This is a genomic window from Variovorax sp. 278MFTsu5.1, from assembly GCF_048305045.1.
GTDB lineage: Bacteria > Pseudomonadota > Gammaproteobacteria > Burkholderiales > Burkholderiaceae_C > Variovorax > Variovorax guangxiensis.
The window spans coordinates 5057564-5075689 of record NZ_CP157622.1 but is presented as its reverse complement, the minus strand read 5'-3'; the positions used below and the strand labels follow the sequence as shown (position 1 = coordinate 5075689).

Here is an 18126-nt window from a genome sequence, read left to right as displayed (position 1 = left end):
TTTTCGGACTTTCAAGGAGCGCCCCATGGGCCTTAGCACTCACGTACTGGACACGATGCACGGCGGCCCCGCGGCCGGCATGGAGGTTGCGCTGTACACCACCGACGGCGATGCCGCGACGCTGGTGAAGCGCTTCACGCTGAATTCGGACGGCCGCAGCGACGGGCCTCTCTACGACAACAATTCGCTGAAGGTCGGCACCTATCGCCTGGTGTTCGACGTGGCCGGCTACTTCAAGGCCCTCGGCATCGAGCTGCCGGAGCCGAACTTCCTGAACAAGGTCTCGCTGGACTTCGGCGTGGCCCACACCGACCAGCACTACCACGTGCCGCTGCTCGTGAGCCCGTGGAGCTACTCCACCTACCGCGGCTCCTGAGCCGGGGCTTCAGTCGCCTTGTTGCTGGCCTTCGGTCAGGGTGTCGAGTTGGAAGCGTCCGCTCTCGTCCCACAGCCAGGTGTCCGTCCAGGTGACGGAGCCCAGGCGCGTTGCCGGAGGGAAGGGCGACGCCTTCAGCACCGTGCGCTCGATCTCGGCAATCACTTCGGGCGCATGCTTGGGCGCGCGCAGCCAGTGCATCGAACGCACCTTGCCGCCAGCGTCGATGTTCACCTCGAGCGTGCCTACCGCGTACAGCACCGGCGGCAGCTGGCCCTTGTAGATGCGCGAGCGGTTGGCTTCATAGACATGGCGCGCGGCATCGCGGCGATAGGCGCGCGCGGAAGAAGCACTGGATGCGGACGGCACCGGCCCGGCCCCGACATCGCCGCTGGCCCCGCTCAGCTGGCCGGGCACCGACCCGGTGGAGCCGCAGCCGGCAAGCCAGAGGGCCGAAACAACAGAAGCTGCAAGTGCGAGGCGGCGAGGCGTAAGCTGGCGATTCATGGCCGGGTTTATACCGTGAGTCGTCGCGCGCCCGGCAACCGAAGGTATCGATGACGATGAGCGGTGCGGTCGATCAATTGCTGGCGCGCCTGCGCCATGAAGACGCGGTGCTGGTGCGCGTCGAGTCCACACAGGGCTCGGCGCCGCGCGAGGCCGGGACCTGGATGGCCGTGTGGGCCGACGGCCTGACCGCCACCATCGGCGGCGGGCAGCTGGAGTTCCAGGCGACCAAGGAAGCGCGCGAGCTGCTGGCAGGCACGCGCAAGCCCTTCGACGGCATCCAGCGCTATCCGCTCGGACCCAGCCTGGGGCAGTGCTGCGGCGGGGTGATGTTCCTCTCCTACGAACGCATCACCGCCGCCGATGCGCCGAGGCTGCAGCAGGACCTGCTCGCTCAGCTCGAGCCGGTGGCCCTTTTCGGCGGCGGGCACGTGGGCGCGGCGCTGGCACGCCTGCTGTCGACGCTGCCGTTCTCGGTGCGCTGGATCGACAGCCGCGACGGCGTCTTCCCCGACGGGCTGCCCGCGCAGATCGACACCGAGCATTCCGAGCCCGTGCAGGACGCCGTGGCCGCGCTCGCGCCGGGCAGCCGCGTGCTCATCATGAGCTTCAGCCATGCCGAAGACCTGGACATCGTCATCGCCTGCCTCAAGCGCCTGCGCGAGCGCAACGACTTGCCCTACATCGGCCTGATCGGCAGCAAGACCAAATGGGCCACCTTCAGCCACCGGCTGGAGGCGCGCGGCTTCACGGCCGACGAACTGGCCCGCGTCACCTGCCCGATCGGCGTGCCCGGCATCACGGGCAAGGAGCCCGAGGTCATCGCGGTGGCGGTGGCGGCACAGTTGTTGCAATCGCTGGGCTGAACAGGGTTTTCCCGGCGGTCGCATCCCAAAAAAACCGCACCCTCCCTTGCCAAAACTGTATACACTTTCGGTCCACAACAAGCCGCAGCGGAGCGAGGCCCATCTGCCCATGGAGCCTGCGTTCGCGGCACTTTCTCTGCTTACAGCGCCCGCGGTGGTGAGCAGGCTGAAACCCTTTCCTGGCGTCCTCACGCGCCAATCGGGTTGAGAGAGAAGCATATGGAAAGCTACTACCTTGACTGGGCCAACCTGCTGCTGCGCTGGGTCCACGTCATCACCGCCATCGCCTGGATCGGCGCCTCCTTCTACTTCGTGATGCTGGACAACAGCCTCGAGAAGCCGCAGGACCAGGAATCGCTCGACAAGGGCGTGGGCGGCGAGCAATGGGCCGTGCACGGCGGCGGCTTCTACAACATGCAGAAGTACGCGCTGGCGCCCAAGAAGCTGCCGGACCACCTGCACTGGTCTTACTGGGAGAGCTACTCCACCTGGATCACGGGTTTCTCGCTGTTCACCATGTCGTACCTGTGGAACGCGAGCACCTACCTCATCGACAAGTCGAAGATGGACTGGCAGCCTGGCGCCGCCATTGCGGTGGCGCTGGCCTTCTTCGTCGTGTTCTGGATGGTCTACGACGGCATCTGCCAGATCTTCGGGCGCCGCAAGCACGGCGACACCATCGTCGGCGTGCTGATCGCCGTCTTCATCGCCTTCGCGACGTGGCTGGCCTGCCAGTGGTTCGCGGGTCGCGCGGCCTTCCTGCTGGTGGGCGCCATGATGGCCACGACCATGAGCGGCAACGTGTTCTTCTGGATCATTCCCGGCCAGCGCAAGAACGTGGCGGCGCTGCGCGAGGGCAGGCCGGTGGACCCGGTGCACGGCCAGCGCGGCAAGCAGCGCAGCGTGCACAACACCTACTTCACGCTGCCGGTGCTGTTCGCGATGCTGAGCAACCACTACAGCTTCGCCTACACGCACAAGTACAACTGGATCGTGCTGCTGCTGATCATGCTCGGCGGCGCGGCCATCCGCCAGTTCTTCGTGGTGCGGCACCGCTTCAAGCTGGGCAACGCGGGCAATCCGCTGCCCTATGCGCTGGTCGGCATCGTGGTGCTGGGCCTGACGATCGTGTGGATGAAGCCAGAGCCGGTCGCCGCGCCCGCGGTGGCTGCCGCCGCTCCGGCCGTGCAGTTCAAGGACGTGCAGAAGGTGCTCGAGCAGCGCTGCTTCATGTGCCACGGCCCTGCCGTGCAGATGAAGAACGTGCGGGTCGATTCGCCCGAGCAGGTGGCGGCCCACGCCCAGGCCATCTACCAGCAGGTGGTGGTCACCAAGATCATGCCGATGAACAACGCCACGGGCATCACCGACGAAGAGCGGGCCCTGGTCGGCCGCTGGTTCCAGGCAGGCGCAAAGACCAACTAGTCAGACAGAAGTTGACCGGCGGCAAGCGGGGCCGGTCACGGTCCGCAGCACAATCGCCGGATTGGAGACAAAGCAGCAATGACGACCGCATCGACCCCGGCCTTCGGCCCCGCCCCCGATCCGCGCGAAGCCCCGCGCGCCTTCCTCGAACATCTCTACCGCGTGGCGGTGGACCGCGCGCTGCCGCTGTCCACGCTCGGCGCCCACCTGCCGCCGCCACCCAAGGGCCGGACGCTGGTGCTGGGCGCCGGCAAGGCCGGCGGCTCGATGGTGCACGCGCTGGAGGCCCTGTGGCCGGCCGACGCGCCGCTGTCGGGGCTGGTCGTCACGCGCTACGACCACATTCCGCCGCGCCCGGAAGGGCTGCCGCAGCGCATCGAGATCGTCGAGGCCGCGCACCCCGTGCCCGACGCAGCGGGCCAGCAGGCGGCCGAGCGCATCCTCGCGCTGACGAAGGGCCTCACGGCAGACGACCTCGTGCTGTGCCTGATTTCCGGCGGCGGCTCGTCGCTGCTGGTGCTGCCCGCCGAAGGGCTGACGCTGGCCGACAAGCAGCGCATCAACAAGCAACTGCTCGAAAGCGGCGCCGGCATCGGCGAGATGAACTGCGTGCGCAAGCACCTGTCGCGCATCAAGGGCGGCCGGCTGGCGGCGGCATGCGCGCCGGCCCGCGTGGTGACGCTGACCATCAGCGACGTGCCCGGCGACGATCCGGCCGTCATCGCCAGCGGCCCGACCGTTCCTGACGCCACCACCTGCGCCGACGCGCTGGCCATCCTCGACCGCTACGGCATCGAGGTGCCCGCGCCGGTGCGTGCGCGCCTCGAGAGCGGCGAACTCGAGACGCCCAAGCCCGACGACGCCGTGTTCAAGGGCCACGAGACGCACATGATCGCCACGCCCCAGCAGTCGCTCGAAGCGGCGGCGCGGGCGGCGCGCGAGGCCGGCATGGAGGCGCACATCCTCAGCGACGAGATGGAAGGCGAGTCGCGCGAAGTCGGCAAGGTGCATGCCGCGCTCGCGCGCGCCGTGGCGCACCGCGGCGAGCCTTTCGCGCGGCCCTGCGTCATTCTTTCGGGCGGCGAGACCACCGTGACGATCCGCCCCCGCCAGCCGGGCCAGGCCAAGGGCAGGGGCGGGCGGGCCGGCGAGTTCTGCATGGGACTGGCCGGGGCACTCATGGGCCAGCCGCAGGTGTGGGCGCTGGCGGCCGACACCGATGGCATCGACGGCGTGGAAGACAACGCCGGCGCCTTCGTCACCCCGGACACGCTGGCGCGCGCCACGGCCGCCGGAAAGAAGCTGTCCGACCACCTCGACCGCAACGACGCCTACGGCTACTTCGACGCCATCGGCGACCTGTTCGTGACCGGGCCCACGAACACCAACGTCAACGACTTCCGCGCGCTGCTGGTGTTGTAGTCGGGCGGCTGAAGGAGCGGCTCCCCGTTACTCCTTCAGCACCATGTCGATGCACATCACGGCCGCCATGATCAGCAGGCGGCGGGCGTCGCTGGCCGGCACGCCCGGGTCGATCGAAAGCATGTAGTTGTCGGCGGTGGTGAAGAGCTCCTTGCCCAGCCCCGCCCACTTCTTGGACACGGCGGCAAGCTCGCTGCTGCCCTGCACGAAGCGGAAGTCCCAGCTAGTCCACTTGCCCCTGAGCGTGCAGACGACCTCCTCCTGCGCGTCGAGCACATCGAACTTGCCGCCGATGGAGAAGAGCTTCTGCTTGAACGAGCCGACCAGCCGGTCGTTCTCGTCCAGCACCTCCACTTTCGACAGGAAGATGGAAACGCCTCGCCGGACCGACAGCACCTTCTGTCCCTCGGGCGTCGACACCACCACGTTGAAAGGCGTGAAGCGCTTGTAGTCGGTGAAGCGCAGCAGCTTGCTGAAGAAGCCCAGGTCGGGCTCGCGGCATTCCAGAATCTTCTGCTGCGAATGCGGGTCGAAGATGTCGTAGTTGTTGGCCGCCTTGAAGATGCCGACGTGCTCCTTGATGAAAAACAGGTTGTTGCGCAGTGCCGAGTGCATGGTTCCTCTGATCCCTCTTGGTGTTGGTTGGGCGGCGATTATGTTCGGCGCGCATGGCTGGTCCGGCCCTCGCCGGTGGCCGCCCAGCCGGCGAGGTTTGTGAACTCGGGTTAATCTATGCCCCCTGCGGCCCGTGGCCGCCGCCGCCGTCGCCACCCCCGGTGCCGCGCCGCACACCCAGAATTCCCCATTCTTCTTTTCATCATCCAGTCCTGAAGGAATAGCTCGCCATGACCGCCACCTACACCGACACCCGCCTGCTGATCGACAACGAGTGGGTCGACGCCACCGGCGGCAAGACGCTGGACGTCGTGAATCCCGCCACCGGCAAGGCCATCGGCAAGGTGGCGCATGCCAGCATCGCCGACCTGGACCGCGCTCTCGCCGCCGCGCAGCGCGGCTTCGAAACCTGGCGCAACACCCCCGCCAACGAGCGCGCCGCCGTCATGCGCCGCGCCGCGGGCCTGATCCGCGAACGTGCCCCCGAAATCGCCAAGCTGCTCACGCAGGAGCAGGGCAAGCCGCTGGGCGAGGCCAAGGTCGAGACGATGGCCGCCGCCGACATCATCGAGTGGTTCGCCGACGAAGGCCGCCGCGTCTACGGCCGCATCGTGCCCTCGCGCAACCTGGCCGCGCAGCAACTGGTGCTGAAGGAGCCCCTGGGCCCCGTCGCCGCCTTCACGCCCTGGAACTTCCCGATCAACCAGATCGTGCGCAAGCTTGGCGCTGCGCTGGCCACCGGCTGCTCGTTCCTGGTGAAGGCGCCCGAGGAAACCCCGGCGTCGCCCGCCGCGCTGCTGCGCGCCTTCGTCGACGCGGGCATCCCGCCCGGCGTGGTCGGCCTGGTGTTCGGCAATCCCGCCGAGATCTCGAACTACCTGATCGCCCACCCGATCATCCGCAAGGTCACCTTCACCGGCTCGACCCCGGTCGGCAAGCAGCTGGCCGCACTGGCCGGCCAGCACATGAAGCGCGTGACGATGGAGCTCGGCGGCCATGCCCCGGTCATCGTTGCCGAAGACGCCGACGTGGCGCTGGCCGTGAAGGCCGCCGGTGCCGCCAAGTTCCGCAACGCGGGCCAGGTCTGCATCTCGCCGACCCGCTTCCTGGTGCACAACAGCCTGCGCAACGAGTTCGCCAGCCTGCTGGTCAAGCACGCCGAAGGCCTGAAGCTCGGCGACGGCCTTGCCGAAGGCACCAACCTCGGCCCGCTGGCCAATGCGCGCCGCCTCACGGCCATGGCCTACGTGCTGGAAGATGCCCGCAAGAAGGGCGCCACCGTCGCGACGGGCGGCGAGCGCGTCGGCGATGCCGGCAACTTCTTCGCTCCCACCGTGCTGACCGACGTGCCGCTGGACGCCGACGTGTTCAACAACGAACCCTTCGGCCCCATCGCCGCCATCCGCGGCTTCGACACGCTGGAAGAAGCGATCGCCGAAGCCAACCGCCTGCCTTTCGGCCTGGCCGGCTACGCCTTCACCAAGTCGATCAAGAACGCCCACCTGCTGAGCCAGAAGCTCGAACTGGGCATGCTCTGGATCAACCAGCCCGCAACCCCCTCGCCGGAAATGCCTTTCGGCGGCGTGAAGGATTCGGGCTACGGCTCGGAAGGCGGCCCAGAGGCGCTGGAGGCTTACCTCAACACCAAGGCGGTCTCGATCCTGGGCGTCTGACGCCCCTTACTCTTCGGCGGTGGCATTCCAGAAGGCCTGCTGCACGCCGTCGAGTGCCTCCAGTTCCTCGATGACGCGGTCGAGCTCCTCGGGCTCGACCGCCGTCGCGTAGAGCGTCGCACCGATCTCGGTGTCGGCCGGCCCGAAGGGGTGCTGGTCGACGTCGCGCACCGGGTAGTTCGCGGCCTCCAGCAGCACCAGCAGATGGTCGAGCACGTCGGGCCGCGCCGCGCGCGAGCAGATCACGCGCACCACGTACGTCGCTTCGCTGCTCTCCTCGCTGATCGGCTGGCGGTTGATGCGGTTCACAACCGGCCGCAGCAACGTGTTGCTGGCCAGCACGAACAGCGCCGCAATGAGTGCTTCGCCGAGCAGGTCCGCGCCCGCGCAGGCGCCCACTGCCGCCGATCCCCACAGCGTCGCCGCCGTGTTCAGCCCCGTGACGTTGGCGCCTTCCTTCATGATCGCGCCCGCGCCCAGGAAGCCGATACCCGACACCACATAGGCCACCACGCGCACGGCGCCCCCGCTGCCGTCCAGCCGGTAGGCCATGTCGACGAACACCGCCGCGCCCACCGCCACCAGCGTGTTGGTGCGAAGGCCCGCCGTGCGCTGCCGTATCTGGCGCTCCAGGCCGATCACCGAGCCGAGGATGAACGCAGCTGCCACGCTGATGAAGGTGTCGAGCAGCGAAGCCAGGTTGATGTTGTGGATGGCTTGCATCGATGGATTCCCTCTTGTTGTTGATGTTGGTGCGGCAGTTTGAAGCCGCCCGGTGTCATGAACATGTCATGCAGCCCGGACGACCACGGGAAGTCACTGCCACCCGTACCTGCGCGCATACCACCCCTTCACCGCCTGCGTCAGCAGCGCATAGCCCAGCAGCATCGCCGCCAGCCACGGGAAGTACGCCAGCGGCAGCGCCTGCAGCTTGAAGTAGTGCGACAGCGGCCCCATCGGTAGCCAGATGCCCACGGCGGCGATGGCGGCGCCCATGATCAGCAACGGCCATGCGGCGCGGCTTTGCAGGAAGGGGATCTTGCGGGTGCGGATCAGGTGCACGATCAGCGTCTGCGACAGCAGGCCTTCGACGAACCAGCCCGACTGGAAGAGCGTCTGGTGGTCCACCGAGTTGGCTGCGAAGACGAACCACATCACCGTGAAGGTGAGGATGTCGAACAGCGAGCTCAGCGGGCCGAAGAACACCATGAATCGGCCCAGGTCGGCCGGGTTCCAGCGCTGCGGGCTCTTGAGGAACTCGTCGTCCACGTTGTCGAACGGGATCGCGATCTGCGACACGTCGTACAGCAGGTTCTGCACCAGCAGGTGCAGGGGCAGCATCGGCAAAAAGGGCAGGAAGGCGCTGGCCACCAGCACCGAGAACACGTTGCCGAAGTTCGAGCTCGCGGTGAGCTTGATGTACTTGAGCATGTTCGCGAACGTGCGGCGGCCCTGGATGACGCCTTGCTCCAGCACCATCAGGCTCTTTTCCAGCAGGATGATGTCGGCCGACTCCTTGGCCACGTCCACCGCGCTGTCCACCGAGATGCCGATGTCCGCGGCGCGCAGCGCGGGCGCGTCGTTGATGCCGTCGCCCATGAAGCCCACCACGTGCCCGTTGGCATGCAGCGCGTGCACGATGCGTTCCTTGTGCGCGGGCGTGAGCTTGGCGAACACCTGGTGCGCCTCGACGACCAGCTTCAGGTCGGCATCGACCATCTCCTCGATCTCCGCACCGAGAACGATGCGACCCACTTCCAGGCCCACGTCGGCGCAGACCTTGCGCGTGACCAGCTCGTTGTCGCCCGTCAGCACCTTCACCGCCACGCCGTGCTCGGCCAGCGCGCGCAGCGCGGGCGCGGTCGATTCCTTCGGTGGATCGAGGAAAGCCACGTAGCCCAGCAGCGTGAGCCCCGATTCGTCAGTCACGCCGTAGGCCGGCTTCTGCTCATCGACCTTCAGCGAGCGGCTGGCCACGGCCACCACGCGAAGACCTTGGGCATTGAGCTCCGAGGCCACGCTGTGGATGCGCGCGAGCACGTCGGCGTCGAGCGACAGTACTTCCGCGCCGCGTTCGACCGAGGTGCACACCGAAAGGATCTCTTCCAGCGCGCCCTTGCAGATCAGCAGGTGCTCGCTGCCGCCGTTGGCCACCACCACCGACATGCGGCGGCGCGAGAAGTCGAAGGGCACTTCGTCGATCTTGCGGTAGGCGGTCTGCAGGCGGGTTTCGAGCTGCATCTCGGCGTGGCTCAGCACGGCCTTGTCGAGCAGGTTCTTCAGTCCCGTCTGGTGGAAGCTGTTGAGATAGGCCAGCTGCAGCACGTGGTCGGACTGCTCGCCCCATGCGTTGGTGTGGCGCTCGAGCACGATCCGGTCCTGCGTCAGCGTGCCGGTCTTGTCGGTGCACAGCACGTCCATCGCACCGAAGTTGTGGATGGCTTCGAGCCTTTTGACGATCACCTTCTGGCGCGACATCACCACCGCGCCCTTGGCCAGCGTGGCGGTCACGATCATCGGCAGCATCTCGGGCGTGAGGCCGACCGCGATCGACAGCGCGAACAGCGCGGCCTCCCACCAGTCGCCCTTGGCCACGCCGTTGATCACCAGCACCAGCGGCGCCATCACCAGCATGAAGCGGATCAGCACCCAGCTCACGCGGTTGATGCCGGCCTGGAAGGCGCTGGTGCCGCGGTCGGCGGCCGTCACGCGCTGGGCCAGCGCGCCGAAGAAGGTGCGGTCGCCGGTGTGCACGATCACCGCGGTGGCGGTGCCGCTGATGACGTTGGTGCCCATGAAGAGCAGGTTCTCGCGTTCCAGCACGCCCACCGCGTGGTCGCCACGGTCGACCACGAACTTCTCGACCGGCATCGCCTCGCCCGTCAGCGCCGACTGGCTGATGAAGAGGTCCTTGGCAGTGATCAGCCGGCAATCGGCCGGAATCATGTCGCCGGCCGAAAGCGCGATCACCTCGCCGGGCACCAGGTCGCGCATCAGCACCTCGACGCGTACCGTGCCGGCGTGCGTGGTGTCGAAGCCCTCGTCGCCGGCCGCGCCTTCCTTGTGGCCCGGCGCGGGGCGCAGCACGGTGGAGGTATTGCTCACCATCGCCTTGAGCCGGTCGGCTGCCTTGTTGGAGCGCGACTCCTGCAGGAAGCGCAGCACCGTCGACAGCACCACCATGCTGCCGATGACGAGCGTGGCCTTCATGTCCTCGGTGACGTAGGAGACCAGCGCCAGCACTGTCAGCAGCAGGTTGAACGGGTTGCGGTAGCACTGCCACAGATGCTGCCACCAGCGCAGCGGCTGCTCGTGGCGCACCTCGTTGCCGCCCAGGCGTTTGCGCAGCACCTGCGCGTGTCCTTCGCTGAGGCCGCGCGGCGAGCTGCCGAGCTTGACCAGCATCTCGCCGGCATCGGTGCGCGAGGCCGCGTTCAGGGCCTTCGCGATGTCGGGCGGCATGCTGATGGAGCCGGTTCCGACGGGCTTCGAGCCCAGCAGCGTCTGCCAGCGCTCGAAGTGGTGCAGCATGTGGCGGCTGCGCAGGAAGCTTTCGAAAAAGGACTTGAGGACGTTGTTCATGATGTTCTCCTTCGGAGCGGCCGCCACCGGCGCCCGCGGAAGGAGAACCCCGGCATCGATCAGCCGGCCGGGCTCAACCCTCTGCGAGGCGCGGCAGCGGGCCGCGTCGTTGTTGGAATAGGTCTTGGCGAAGGGGGCGCGCTATGGCGCCAACAAGAGGCGGGGTCCATGGTGTGCTCCTGGGTTGCTTGCGGGTTGCTCGAAGAGAAGAGTGGCGGCGCGCGCTTCAGCGGCGGGGCACGCAGATCGGCTGCAGCAGCAGATAGCTGCGGATGCGGCGCGTGGTCCAGATCGCGGCGGCCTGGTCGAGCCTGGCATCCACGGCAGGCGGTGCTTCCGCCGCCGCAGGGGCGGCGTGCGCAGGCACGTGCGCCGACGGACGAACACGCGGCTGTTCGTGCGGCTGACGACGAAGATGGAAGTGACGCATGACAAGGCTCCTTCGCACAGAAGGGCCTCGCGCACGGACGCACGCAAGCTGACTGAAAAGTCAGTGACGAGAACGACGGGAATCGGGAGGAGGGGAGCCGCTTGCCGGAATGGCAAACGGGTCACGCTGTGTGCAACGACCGGCACGCAGCGCGGGGGAGGCCTGCGCTAGAGGGCCGGATGTGTCACGCCTGCCGAGGCACGCGTCTTGTCACTGATCCAACTGGCACTGTCCACGCACGGGGCTCCGAAATGAAGATTTCCGGATTGTTGCACCGCATCACAGGGTGCGTCAACCCGCGGGACGGTGTTTTACGATGCGATTCGCGGGCTTATTGCCTCCATGTTGCGATTGGCCTGCAGCATTCGACGCTAACCTTTCAATCTGCATTCAATTCGATGAAGACACCGTCAGTCTTGTTCATCTGCACGGGGAATATCTGCCGCTCCCCGACAGCCCACGTTCTCCTGATGCACAAGGCTCGCGCAGCCGGCTTCGATGTCGAAGTCGACAGCGCCGCCATCTCCAATGAAGAGTGCGGCAACCCGCCGGATCCGCGCTCGGTGGCCGAGGCCAGGCGGCGCGGCATCGAGATGCACGCGCACTGCGCGCGGCAGGTTTGCAAGTCCGACTTCGATCGCTTCGAACTGATCATCGGCATGACCGCGCAGCATTGCGCGGCGCTGCGCAGGCTCGCGCCCGCCAGCACGGCCGGCAAGATCCATCTGTTCACCGAATACGCCGACGGCATCGAGGGCGATGTGCCCGACCCGTGGTACGGCGGGCAGAAGGATTTTGTCGAGGTCTTCGACCTGATCGACCTGGGCGTGGATGGCCTGCTCGCGCGACTGCAAGCCGACGCCGGGGCTACCAGCGCACCCGCACGCCCACCGAGGCGTTGAGCGAGCTCTTCATGCGCGTGTCTCCGCCGGTGGCCCACAGCTTGCCCAGCTCGCCGTAGATCGCCGTGCGCTCGCCGAGTGCGAGGGTGAAGCCGCCGGCCAGTTCGGTGCTGGTGCCGCCTGTTTCGCTGGCGATGCCGGTGCTGCCGGCCGGCCCTGTCAGGCGCGCGATGTCGGTGCCGCTCGATGCGCGGTTCACGTTGATGCGCGCGTAGGGCTGCAGCAAGCCGGCACCGGTGGCGATGGAGCCCTTGATGCGCACGCCGGCGCGCGCGATCAGGCCGTCGTGCGTGTCCTGCGTGATCCACGCGCCGGAGATGCTCGCGCCGTCCATGCTCAGGCGCTGGTGGATGAGCTGCAACTGCGGCTCCACGCGCCAGCCGCCGCCGATGTCGAAGGCCTTGCCCACTTCCAACGAAGCCAGGAAGCTGTCGCCCTTGCCCGAGCTGCCCATGCTCGCAAGAGGCCGCGCGGTGTAGCGGTGCTGGCCGCCTTGCAGCACGATGTCGGTGTACCAGCCGGCATCGTTGTGCCAACTGGCGTACACCCCGAGGTAGCGGCTGCGCAGATCGCTGCGGCCCACGCGCAGGCCCTGGATGCCGCTGGCGAAGCCGCGCACGTCGACGTCGCCCTCGAGCTGGCCGACGTAGATGCCGGCACGCCAGTTCGCATCGGCCCACAGGTCGGTGCCGGCCTGGAAGCCGGTGAGGCGGCCCTTGCTCTCGGGGCTCACGGTGCCGCGCTGGCGCACGTCGATGTCGGTGCTCAGCACGCGGCCCCATGCGCGGCGTCCGGCGTAAGTCGTCGTGTCGCCGGCGTCGTTGGGCTGCCGCATCTCGTCGCCGCCGCGCAGGTGCAGGTTGCCGAGCATCGCGACATTGGCCTGGCGCAACTGCTGGGGCAGGGCGGCATAGAGCGGAACTTCGGCGCGATAGGTCGGCAGGCCCGGCCCGCCCGGTGCACCTGGCACGCCGGGGCCGCCCGCGCCCGTGGTCGAGCGCAGGTACCAGTTCTCGCCCGCACCGTTCGCATCGGCGGGATAGAGGCGGTATTCATAGGCACCGGCATCCACGTGCCCGCCGGCGAGCGTGAAGGCGTCCCTGGTGGTCTGCGCGGTGGTGGTCGCGCCGTTGAGGGCGCTGATCACCTCGATGCCGTTGCCCGTGGTCAGCGCGCCCAGGCCTGCGAGATTGACGATCTGCACGGTGGTGCGGCCGCTGGCCGTTGCGCCGGCGCCGTCGAGCACCAGCCGGTCGGACGGGCCGCTCGCGTTCAGCACCGCGCCCAGCCGCAGTACGCCGTTGTTGCCCACGTAAGGCCCGGTCACGGTGAGGCTGGCGCCGGCCGTCGCGCCCGGCAGCGAAACCGTGCCGCTGTTGTTCAGCGACGCGACGGTCTGGTTGAAGCCCGCGAGGTCGAGCGTCGCGCCCGCGGCCACGCCGTGGGCCGAAGTCGCGCTGAAGGCGTTGGCGGCACCGGCCTGCAGCGTGCCCGCATTCACCTGCGTCGCGCCGCCGTAGCTGTTCGAGCCGGCGAGGGTGAAGGTGCCGGTGCCCTGCTTCACGACGCTGCCGCTGCCGCTCAGGCTGCCGCCGAACGTGGTGCTGGTGTTGTCGCCGCCGGTGGTGAGCGTCGCGCTGCCCAGCTTCAGTTCGCCGCCCGCGCTGCCCCCGCCCGAGAGCGAGCCGATGGTCTGGTCGAAGCCGTTCAGGTCCAGTGTGGCGCCGGCCTTGTCGGCCAGCGCGATCGTCGCCGCCGGGTTCAGCAGATCGGCCGCGCCGAGCCGCAGCGTGCCGGAGTCGACCACCGTGGCACCCGTGTGGTTGTTGGTGCCGGCCAGGGTCAGCGTGCCCTGGCCCGATTTGACGAAGGTGCCGCTGCCGCCCAGCGTGCCGCTCGCGGTGAAGTCGTGGGCCGCGTCGACGACCTCGATGCCGCCGCCCGCCGCGCCGATGTCGATGTCGCGTGCCGTACCGGCGAAGCCCGTGCCGGTGACCTGCAGGCGCCCGCCGTCGAGCGCGAGCCCGCCGCCGGCCGCGCCGAGGTTGGCATCGGCGGAAACCGACAGCACGCCACCCTGCACGGTCGTGCCGCCTGTGTAGGTGTTGGTGCCGCCCAGCACCAGCGTGCCCGCGCCTGTCTTGGCGATGCCCGCGCTGCCGTCGATGGCGCTGTTCACCGTCGCGACAAAGCCCGTAGAGGCCGCGCTGCCGTCGCCCACGCGGATCTCGGCCTTGCCGCCGCCGTTGCCCAGCAGCGTGAGCGCATCGCCGGCCAGCGTATAGCCGCCGCTGGTGAACTGCATGCCCAGCGCCTGCACCGCGCCACCGGTCTTGTCGATGGTCACGGTGCCCGGCGCGCCGCCGAAGATGGCGAAGCCCGGCTGCGGCTGCATGGGCACGGTCACGGTGCCGGCCGCGTCGGTCCAAACCGGGCTGGTGGTCGACCACGTGCCCGTGCCGCCGCCGGATTGCACCGGGCTGGCCAGGCCGTCGGCGTTCCAGAAATTCAGCGTCAGGCCGGTGGTGTTGAGCAGGTTGAAGCGCTTGTCGGCGCTGAGGTTCTGCAGCAGCACCGTGCTGCCGCCCGGCAAGCCGCCGAGCGAAAGGCTGCCGGCGCCCGTCAGCGAGCCCCCGTAGTCGACGAGCCGGTACACGCCGGGGCCGAAGCTGCCGGCGTTGGCGACGTTCAGCGTCACCGCGCCGCCGAGCGACAGGTCGCCGCCCACGCTCACGCTGTCGCTCGCGCCCGGCGTGCTGAAGTTGGGGCCAGGCGCGCCGAAATCGAAATCGAGCGTGCTGCCGGCGGCGAGCGAAAGATTGCCGCCCACGGCCAGCACGCCAAAGCTTCCGGCGGTGCCGGCGCCCGGAGCCAGCTTCGCGCCCGTGTTCAGGGTGACGTCGCCGCCGATGCGGCCGGTTCCGCCCAGCGTGGCGCTGGTCAGCACCGTGACCGCGCCGGTGCCCGTGGCGCTGCCGCTCGCATTGGTGGCCAGCAGCGTGCCCGAAGCGACGGTGGTGGTGCCTGCATAGGCGTTCGCGCCGCCAAGGCTCAGGATGCCGGTGCCGCTGTAGCTGAGGCCGGAGCCGCCACCGATCATGCCGCCCAGTGCGATGTTCTTCGCGCCCGTGACGCTCAGCGCGCCATCGAGCGTGACGTCGTTCGCCAGCGCGACGTCGGCGCTCGATGTCAGCGTGGCGGCGCCGCTCACAGTCAGCGTGCCCGTGCCCAGCGAGGTGCCGGTGCCCACGCCGAGCGTGCCGGCCTGCAGCGTCACACCGCCGCCGAAGTTGTTGGCGCCGCCGAGCACCAGCGTGCCGGCGCCGGTCTTGATGAGAGAGCCTCCGCCGCCGATGGGCCCGTTCAGCGTGAGATCGTTGGCGCCGCCCACCGTCAGGCCCGCGCCTGCGCCGAGCGATACGGCGTTGACCAGCGTCAGGGCGCCGCCCGCGCTTTGCAGGCCGGCATTGCCCGTCACGCCGAGGGTGCCGCTGCCCAGCGAGGTGCTGGTGCCCAGCGAGAGAGTGCCGCCCGCCAGTGAAACGCCGCCCGAGAAGTCGCTCGCGCCGTCCAGCGTGACGCCGCCGGGACCGTTCACCGCGAGCGCGCCGGCGCCGGTGATGGTGCCGCCCAGCGCGAGCGCGTTGGCACCGGTCAGGCTCAGCGTGGTCCCGCTGCCCAGGGTTACGCCGTTGCCGAGCACGATGCCCGGCACGTTCGCCGTGAGGCTCGCGTTGCCTGTCACGGCGAGCCCGCCGGTGCCCAGCGCGAGGTTGTTGCCCACGCCGAGCGTGCCGCTGCCCAGCGTGACGCCGCCGCTGAAGCCGGCGTTCGCGGCGTTCAGGCTCAGCTTGCCGGTGCCGTTGAACGACAGCGCACCCGCGCCCGACACCACCCCGCCCAGCGCGATGTCGTTGCTGCCGCCCACATCCAGGCCCGCGTTGAGCACTACCGCGTTGCCCAGGTTCACACCCGCGCTGGCATCGAGCGTGGCCGCGCCGTTGACCGTGAGCGCGCCGAGTCCCAGCGAGGTGTTGGTGCCAACGCCCAGTCCGCCGCCCAGCAGGTTCACTCCGCCGGCGAAACCGTTGGCGCCGCCCAAGGTGAGCTTGGCTGGCCCCGACTGCGTCAGTCCGCCGAGGCCGCCGATGGTGCCGTTGAGCGAGAGAGCGCTGCTGCTCGCAACGTTCAGCCCCGCATTCAGGTTGAAGTTGTTGGTCAGGCCCACGGGCGTATTCGCTGCCAGCGAACTGGCGCCACTCACCGTCACCGCGCCCGTGCCCAGCGCGAGGTTGTTGCCCACGGTGAGCTGGCCGCCCCCCAGGTTGAAGCCACCGCTGAAGTCGTTGGCACCGTTGAGCGTGAGCCCTGGCGCGCCGGCCAGGCTCATCCCGCCCGCGCCGCTGATCTTGCCGTTGAGCGTCAGCGCACCGCCGCTTCCGCCGCCGCCCAGGTTCAGCGTGTTGTTGAGCACGATGTCGTTGCTCAACGCGAGGCCGTTCTTGCCGGTCAGCGTGGCGGCGCCATCGACCGTCAATGCGCCGGAGCCGAGCGCGGTTGCGGAGCCGAGGTCTATCGAGCCGGCCTGCAGCACGGTGCCGCCGCTGTAGTTGTTAGCGCCGTTCAGCACCAGGTCGCCGCTGGCGAGCGTCAGGCTGCCGCCGCCGTTGATGTTGCCGTTCAAGCTCAGCGTGCCCGCGCCGTTGAGCGTCAGCGCGCCGTTGAGCTGCACCTGATTGGTCAGCGTGCCGGTGAAGGCGGTGTTGAGCGTGGCGGGGCCGCCGACCAGGAACAGGCCCGTGCCGAGAGAACTCGCGTTGCCCAGCGTCAGGCCGCCGCCATTGAGGGCCAGCCCGCCGCTGAAGTCGTTGTTCCCCGACAGCGTGAGCGTGCCGCTGCCGTTCTTGATCAGCCCTCCGGCGCCGGTGACGGTGCCGCCGAGCGTCAGGGAGTTTGCGCCCTGAACGATCAGGCTGCCCGTGAGGCTGATGTTCTGCGTCAGCGTCAGGCCTGCCACCGAGGCCTGCATGGAACCACCGTTCGCCGTGAGCGTTCCGGTGCCGAAGGACAGCGCATTGTCGAAGATCGCGGTGCCGCCGTTGAGCGCGGCCGCGCCGCTCACCACGGGGCCCTCGAGCGTCCAGGTGCCGCTGTTGACGACGAGGTTCTCGAAGTTCAGGTACTGCAGGCTCGAGACCGTGCCCGCGCCGCCGCTGCCGGAACCAGGCCCCGCCACGGTGTTCTGCAGCACCAGCGTGTCGTTGCCCCCTATGCCCGCGTCGACCGTACCCCCGGCGGCGAAGGTGAGGAAGCTCGGCGGCACCGCGGGCGTCGGAATGGTCACGCCGGGCAGCGGCACCAGCCCGCCGTTGATCGACGAGCCCGTGACCGCCACGAAAGTGTCGTTGCTCAGCGTCGTGCCCAGCGAGACGCTGCCGTTGATCGTGCCAGCGTTGACGAAGGCGTTGCCGCCGCTGTCGGGGCTCTGGAAGGCCACGCGGCCGGTGATCGTTCCGGTGTTGATGAAGTTGACGTTGCCGCCGCCGTACACGGCGACGGCGATCGAGTTGATCGGATCGAAGAGCCCGAGCGCGCTCATGCCGATCGTGCCGCTGTTGTTGAAAGTCGTGGTCCCGGTGGTGGCGATGACGGCCGCCGCGCCCAGCAGGCCGAAGGTACCGTCGAAGGTGCCTTCGATCGTGCCCTGGTTGTTCACCGTGACGTTGCCGCTGCCGGGCACGACCAGGTTGCCGATCGTGAGGGCCCGCGAGAGCACGAGGGAGCCCGCTGCGTTGGCGTCGATGGCGCCCAGGTTGTTGAGCGTGATGCCGTTGCCACCCAGCGTCATCGCCGTGCCGCCCGGCAGGGTGCTCATGATGCCGCCCGACTGCACCGTGACGGCAAGACCGTTGGCGTTGCTCAGGAAGCTGTTCGGGTTGGGGGGCAGCAGGATCGGAACGCCGGTGCAGGTGACCACGTCGTTGTCGACAGGCGAGGCGGGCGTGCAGGCCGCGAGCGCCGTGCCGCCATGCAGTGCCAGTGCGGCCAGGGCCGCGAGGGCCCCGAGCGCAGGAGCTGCGCCCCTGCGCGCGGTGCGCCTTCGTCCCCTGACTGCTGTCCCTCCGGAACCGCTGGCGCTCTTCGCCAGTTCGGAAACCACGCGATACCGGCTCTGCCGGCGGTCGAAGATCACACGGTAGACATGGTTCACGGCTCGCCTCCAAGCCTTTGTAATGCGTGTGATTATTTGTGAGGCATGGGCGAGGTGAATATCTGCCGAAAGGACTCAGGACGCGTGATGCGGCAAGAGAAAGAAGAAATATGGCGT

12 protein-coding genes are annotated in these 18126 nt (G+C 68.6%); 6 read left to right on the top strand and 6 right to left on the bottom strand.

Features of this window, described 5'->3' with window-relative positions; genetic code table 11:
- Positions 1–25 precede the first annotated feature (25 nt).
- A complete protein-coding gene (gene uraH / locus ABL844_RS23510; protein WP_418129141.1) occupies positions 26–376 on the top strand; it encodes a hydroxyisourate hydrolase in 351 nt (116 codons plus the stop codon).
- 9 nt (positions 377–385) lie between these two features.
- Here the strand turns inward: uraH and ABL844_RS23505 are convergent, their stop codons facing one another.
- A complete protein-coding gene (locus ABL844_RS23505) occupies positions 386–883 on the bottom strand; it encodes a hypothetical protein (protein WP_126024298.1) in 498 nt (165 codons plus the stop codon).
- Positions 884–939: 56 nt separating this feature from the next.
- Between ABL844_RS23505 and xdhC the strand changes: the two genes are divergently transcribed.
- The 3 genes from xdhC to ABL844_RS23490 all read left to right on the top strand — a co-directional run bounded on the left by xdhC (position 940) and on the right by ABL844_RS23490 (position 4596).
- Complete coding sequence (xdhC, locus tag ABL844_RS23500; protein ID WP_184641695.1) at positions 940–1749, top strand: xanthine dehydrogenase accessory protein XdhC; 810 nt, start codon at positions 940–942, stop codon at positions 1747–1749.
- A gap of 219 nt (positions 1750–1968) precedes the next feature.
- Positions 1969–3174, top strand: a complete 1206-nt coding sequence (locus ABL844_RS23495) for a urate hydroxylase PuuD (protein WP_126024299.1) — start codon at positions 1969–1971, stop codon at positions 3172–3174.
- 78 nt (positions 3175–3252) lie between these two features.
- On the top strand, positions 3253–4596 hold the full coding sequence (locus ABL844_RS23490; RefSeq protein ID WP_418121985.1) for a glycerate kinase type-2 family protein: 1344 nt from the start codon (positions 3253–3255) through the stop codon (positions 4594–4596).
- A gap of 27 nt (positions 4597–4623) precedes the next feature.
- Here ABL844_RS23490 and ABL844_RS23485 read toward each other — a convergent pair whose 3' ends face one another.
- Positions 4624–5211: a phospholipid scramblase-related protein gene (locus ABL844_RS23485; protein WP_418129140.1), complete on the bottom strand. Its 588-nt coding sequence runs from the start codon at positions 5209–5211 to the stop codon at positions 4624–4626.
- Positions 5212–5441: 230 nt separating this feature from the next.
- On the opposite strand from ABL844_RS23485, the gene ABL844_RS23480 reads away from it, so the two are divergent.
- Positions 5442–6884 carry an NAD-dependent succinate-semialdehyde dehydrogenase gene (locus ABL844_RS23480; protein WP_418129139.1) on the top strand — a complete coding sequence of 481 codons (1443 nt, stop codon included), beginning with the start codon at positions 5442–5444 and terminating at the stop codon, positions 6882–6884.
- A 6-nt stretch (positions 6885–6890) separates the two neighbouring features.
- On the opposite strand, the gene ABL844_RS23475 is transcribed toward ABL844_RS23480, so the two are convergent.
- The 3 genes from ABL844_RS23475 to ABL844_RS23465 form a co-directional block, all read right to left on the bottom strand.
- Entirely contained in the window at positions 6891–7607 is a 717-nt protein-coding gene (locus ABL844_RS23475) for an MgtC/SapB family protein (RefSeq protein WP_126024302.1), read from the bottom strand.
- Between the two features lie 93 nt (positions 7608–7700).
- Positions 7701–10466 carry a magnesium-translocating P-type ATPase gene (gene mgtA / locus ABL844_RS23470; protein ID WP_418129138.1) on the bottom strand — a complete coding sequence of 922 codons (2766 nt, stop codon included), beginning with the start codon at positions 10464–10466 and terminating at the stop codon, positions 7701–7703.
- Between the two features lie 226 nt (positions 10467–10692).
- The gene (locus tag ABL844_RS23465) at positions 10693–10896 is read right to left on the bottom strand and encodes a hypothetical protein (RefSeq protein WP_369661290.1); all 204 of its coding nucleotides are present in this window, start codon (positions 10894–10896) and stop codon (positions 10693–10695) included.
- A 251-nt stretch (positions 10897–11147) separates the two neighbouring features.
- Here ABL844_RS23465 and ABL844_RS23460 point away from each other — a divergent pair, with 251 nt between their 5' ends.
- A complete protein-coding gene (locus ABL844_RS23460; protein ID WP_418129137.1) occupies positions 11148–11798 on the top strand; it encodes a low molecular weight protein-tyrosine-phosphatase in 651 nt (216 codons plus the stop codon).
- On the opposite strand, the gene ABL844_RS23455 is transcribed toward ABL844_RS23460, so the two are convergent.
- Positions 11764–18009, bottom strand: a complete 6246-nt coding sequence (locus ABL844_RS23455; RefSeq protein ID WP_418129136.1) for an autotransporter outer membrane beta-barrel domain-containing protein — start codon at positions 18007–18009, stop codon at positions 11764–11766. The genes ABL844_RS23460 and ABL844_RS23455 overlap by 35 nt on opposite strands.
- Between the last annotated feature and the right edge of the window lie 117 nt (positions 18010–18126).

What these genes read in the sequence shown, in the direction of transcription:
- ABL844_RS23465 (WP_369661290.1), bottom strand. Translation starts at nt 10,896, where the DNA reads ATGCGTCACTTCCATCTTCGTCGTCAGCCGCACGAACAGCCGCGTGTT.
- uraH (WP_418129141.1), top strand. Translation starts at nt 26, where the DNA reads ATGGGCCTTAGCACTCACGTACTGGACACGATGCACGGCGGCCCCGCG.
- xdhC (WP_184641695.1), top strand. Translation starts at nt 940, where the DNA reads ATGAGCGGTGCGGTCGATCAATTGCTGGCGCGCCTGCGCCATGAAGAC.
- ABL844_RS23490 (WP_418121985.1), top strand. Translation starts at nt 3,253, where the DNA reads ATGACGACCGCATCGACCCCGGCCTTCGGCCCCGCCCCCGATCCGCGC.
- ABL844_RS23505 (WP_126024298.1), bottom strand. Translation starts at nt 883, where the DNA reads ATGAATCGCCAGCTTACGCCTCGCCGCCTCGCACTTGCAGCTTCTGTT.
- ABL844_RS23460 (WP_418129137.1), top strand. Translation starts at nt 11,148, where the DNA reads ATGAAGATTTCCGGATTGTTGCACCGCATCACAGGGTGCGTCAACCCG.
- ABL844_RS23475 (WP_126024302.1), bottom strand. Translation starts at nt 7,607, where the DNA reads ATGCAAGCCATCCACAACATCAACCTGGCTTCGCTGCTCGACACCTTC.
- mgtA (WP_418129138.1), bottom strand. Translation starts at nt 10,466, where the DNA reads ATGAACAACGTCCTCAAGTCCTTTTTCGAAAGCTTCCTGCGCAGCCGC.
- ABL844_RS23480 (WP_418129139.1), top strand. Translation starts at nt 5,442, where the DNA reads ATGACCGCCACCTACACCGACACCCGCCTGCTGATCGACAACGAGTGG.
- ABL844_RS23485 (WP_418129140.1), bottom strand. Translation starts at nt 5,211, where the DNA reads ATGCACTCGGCACTGCGCAACAACCTGTTTTTCATCAAGGAGCACGTC.
- ABL844_RS23495 (WP_126024299.1), top strand. Translation starts at nt 1,969, where the DNA reads ATGGAAAGCTACTACCTTGACTGGGCCAACCTGCTGCTGCGCTGGGTC.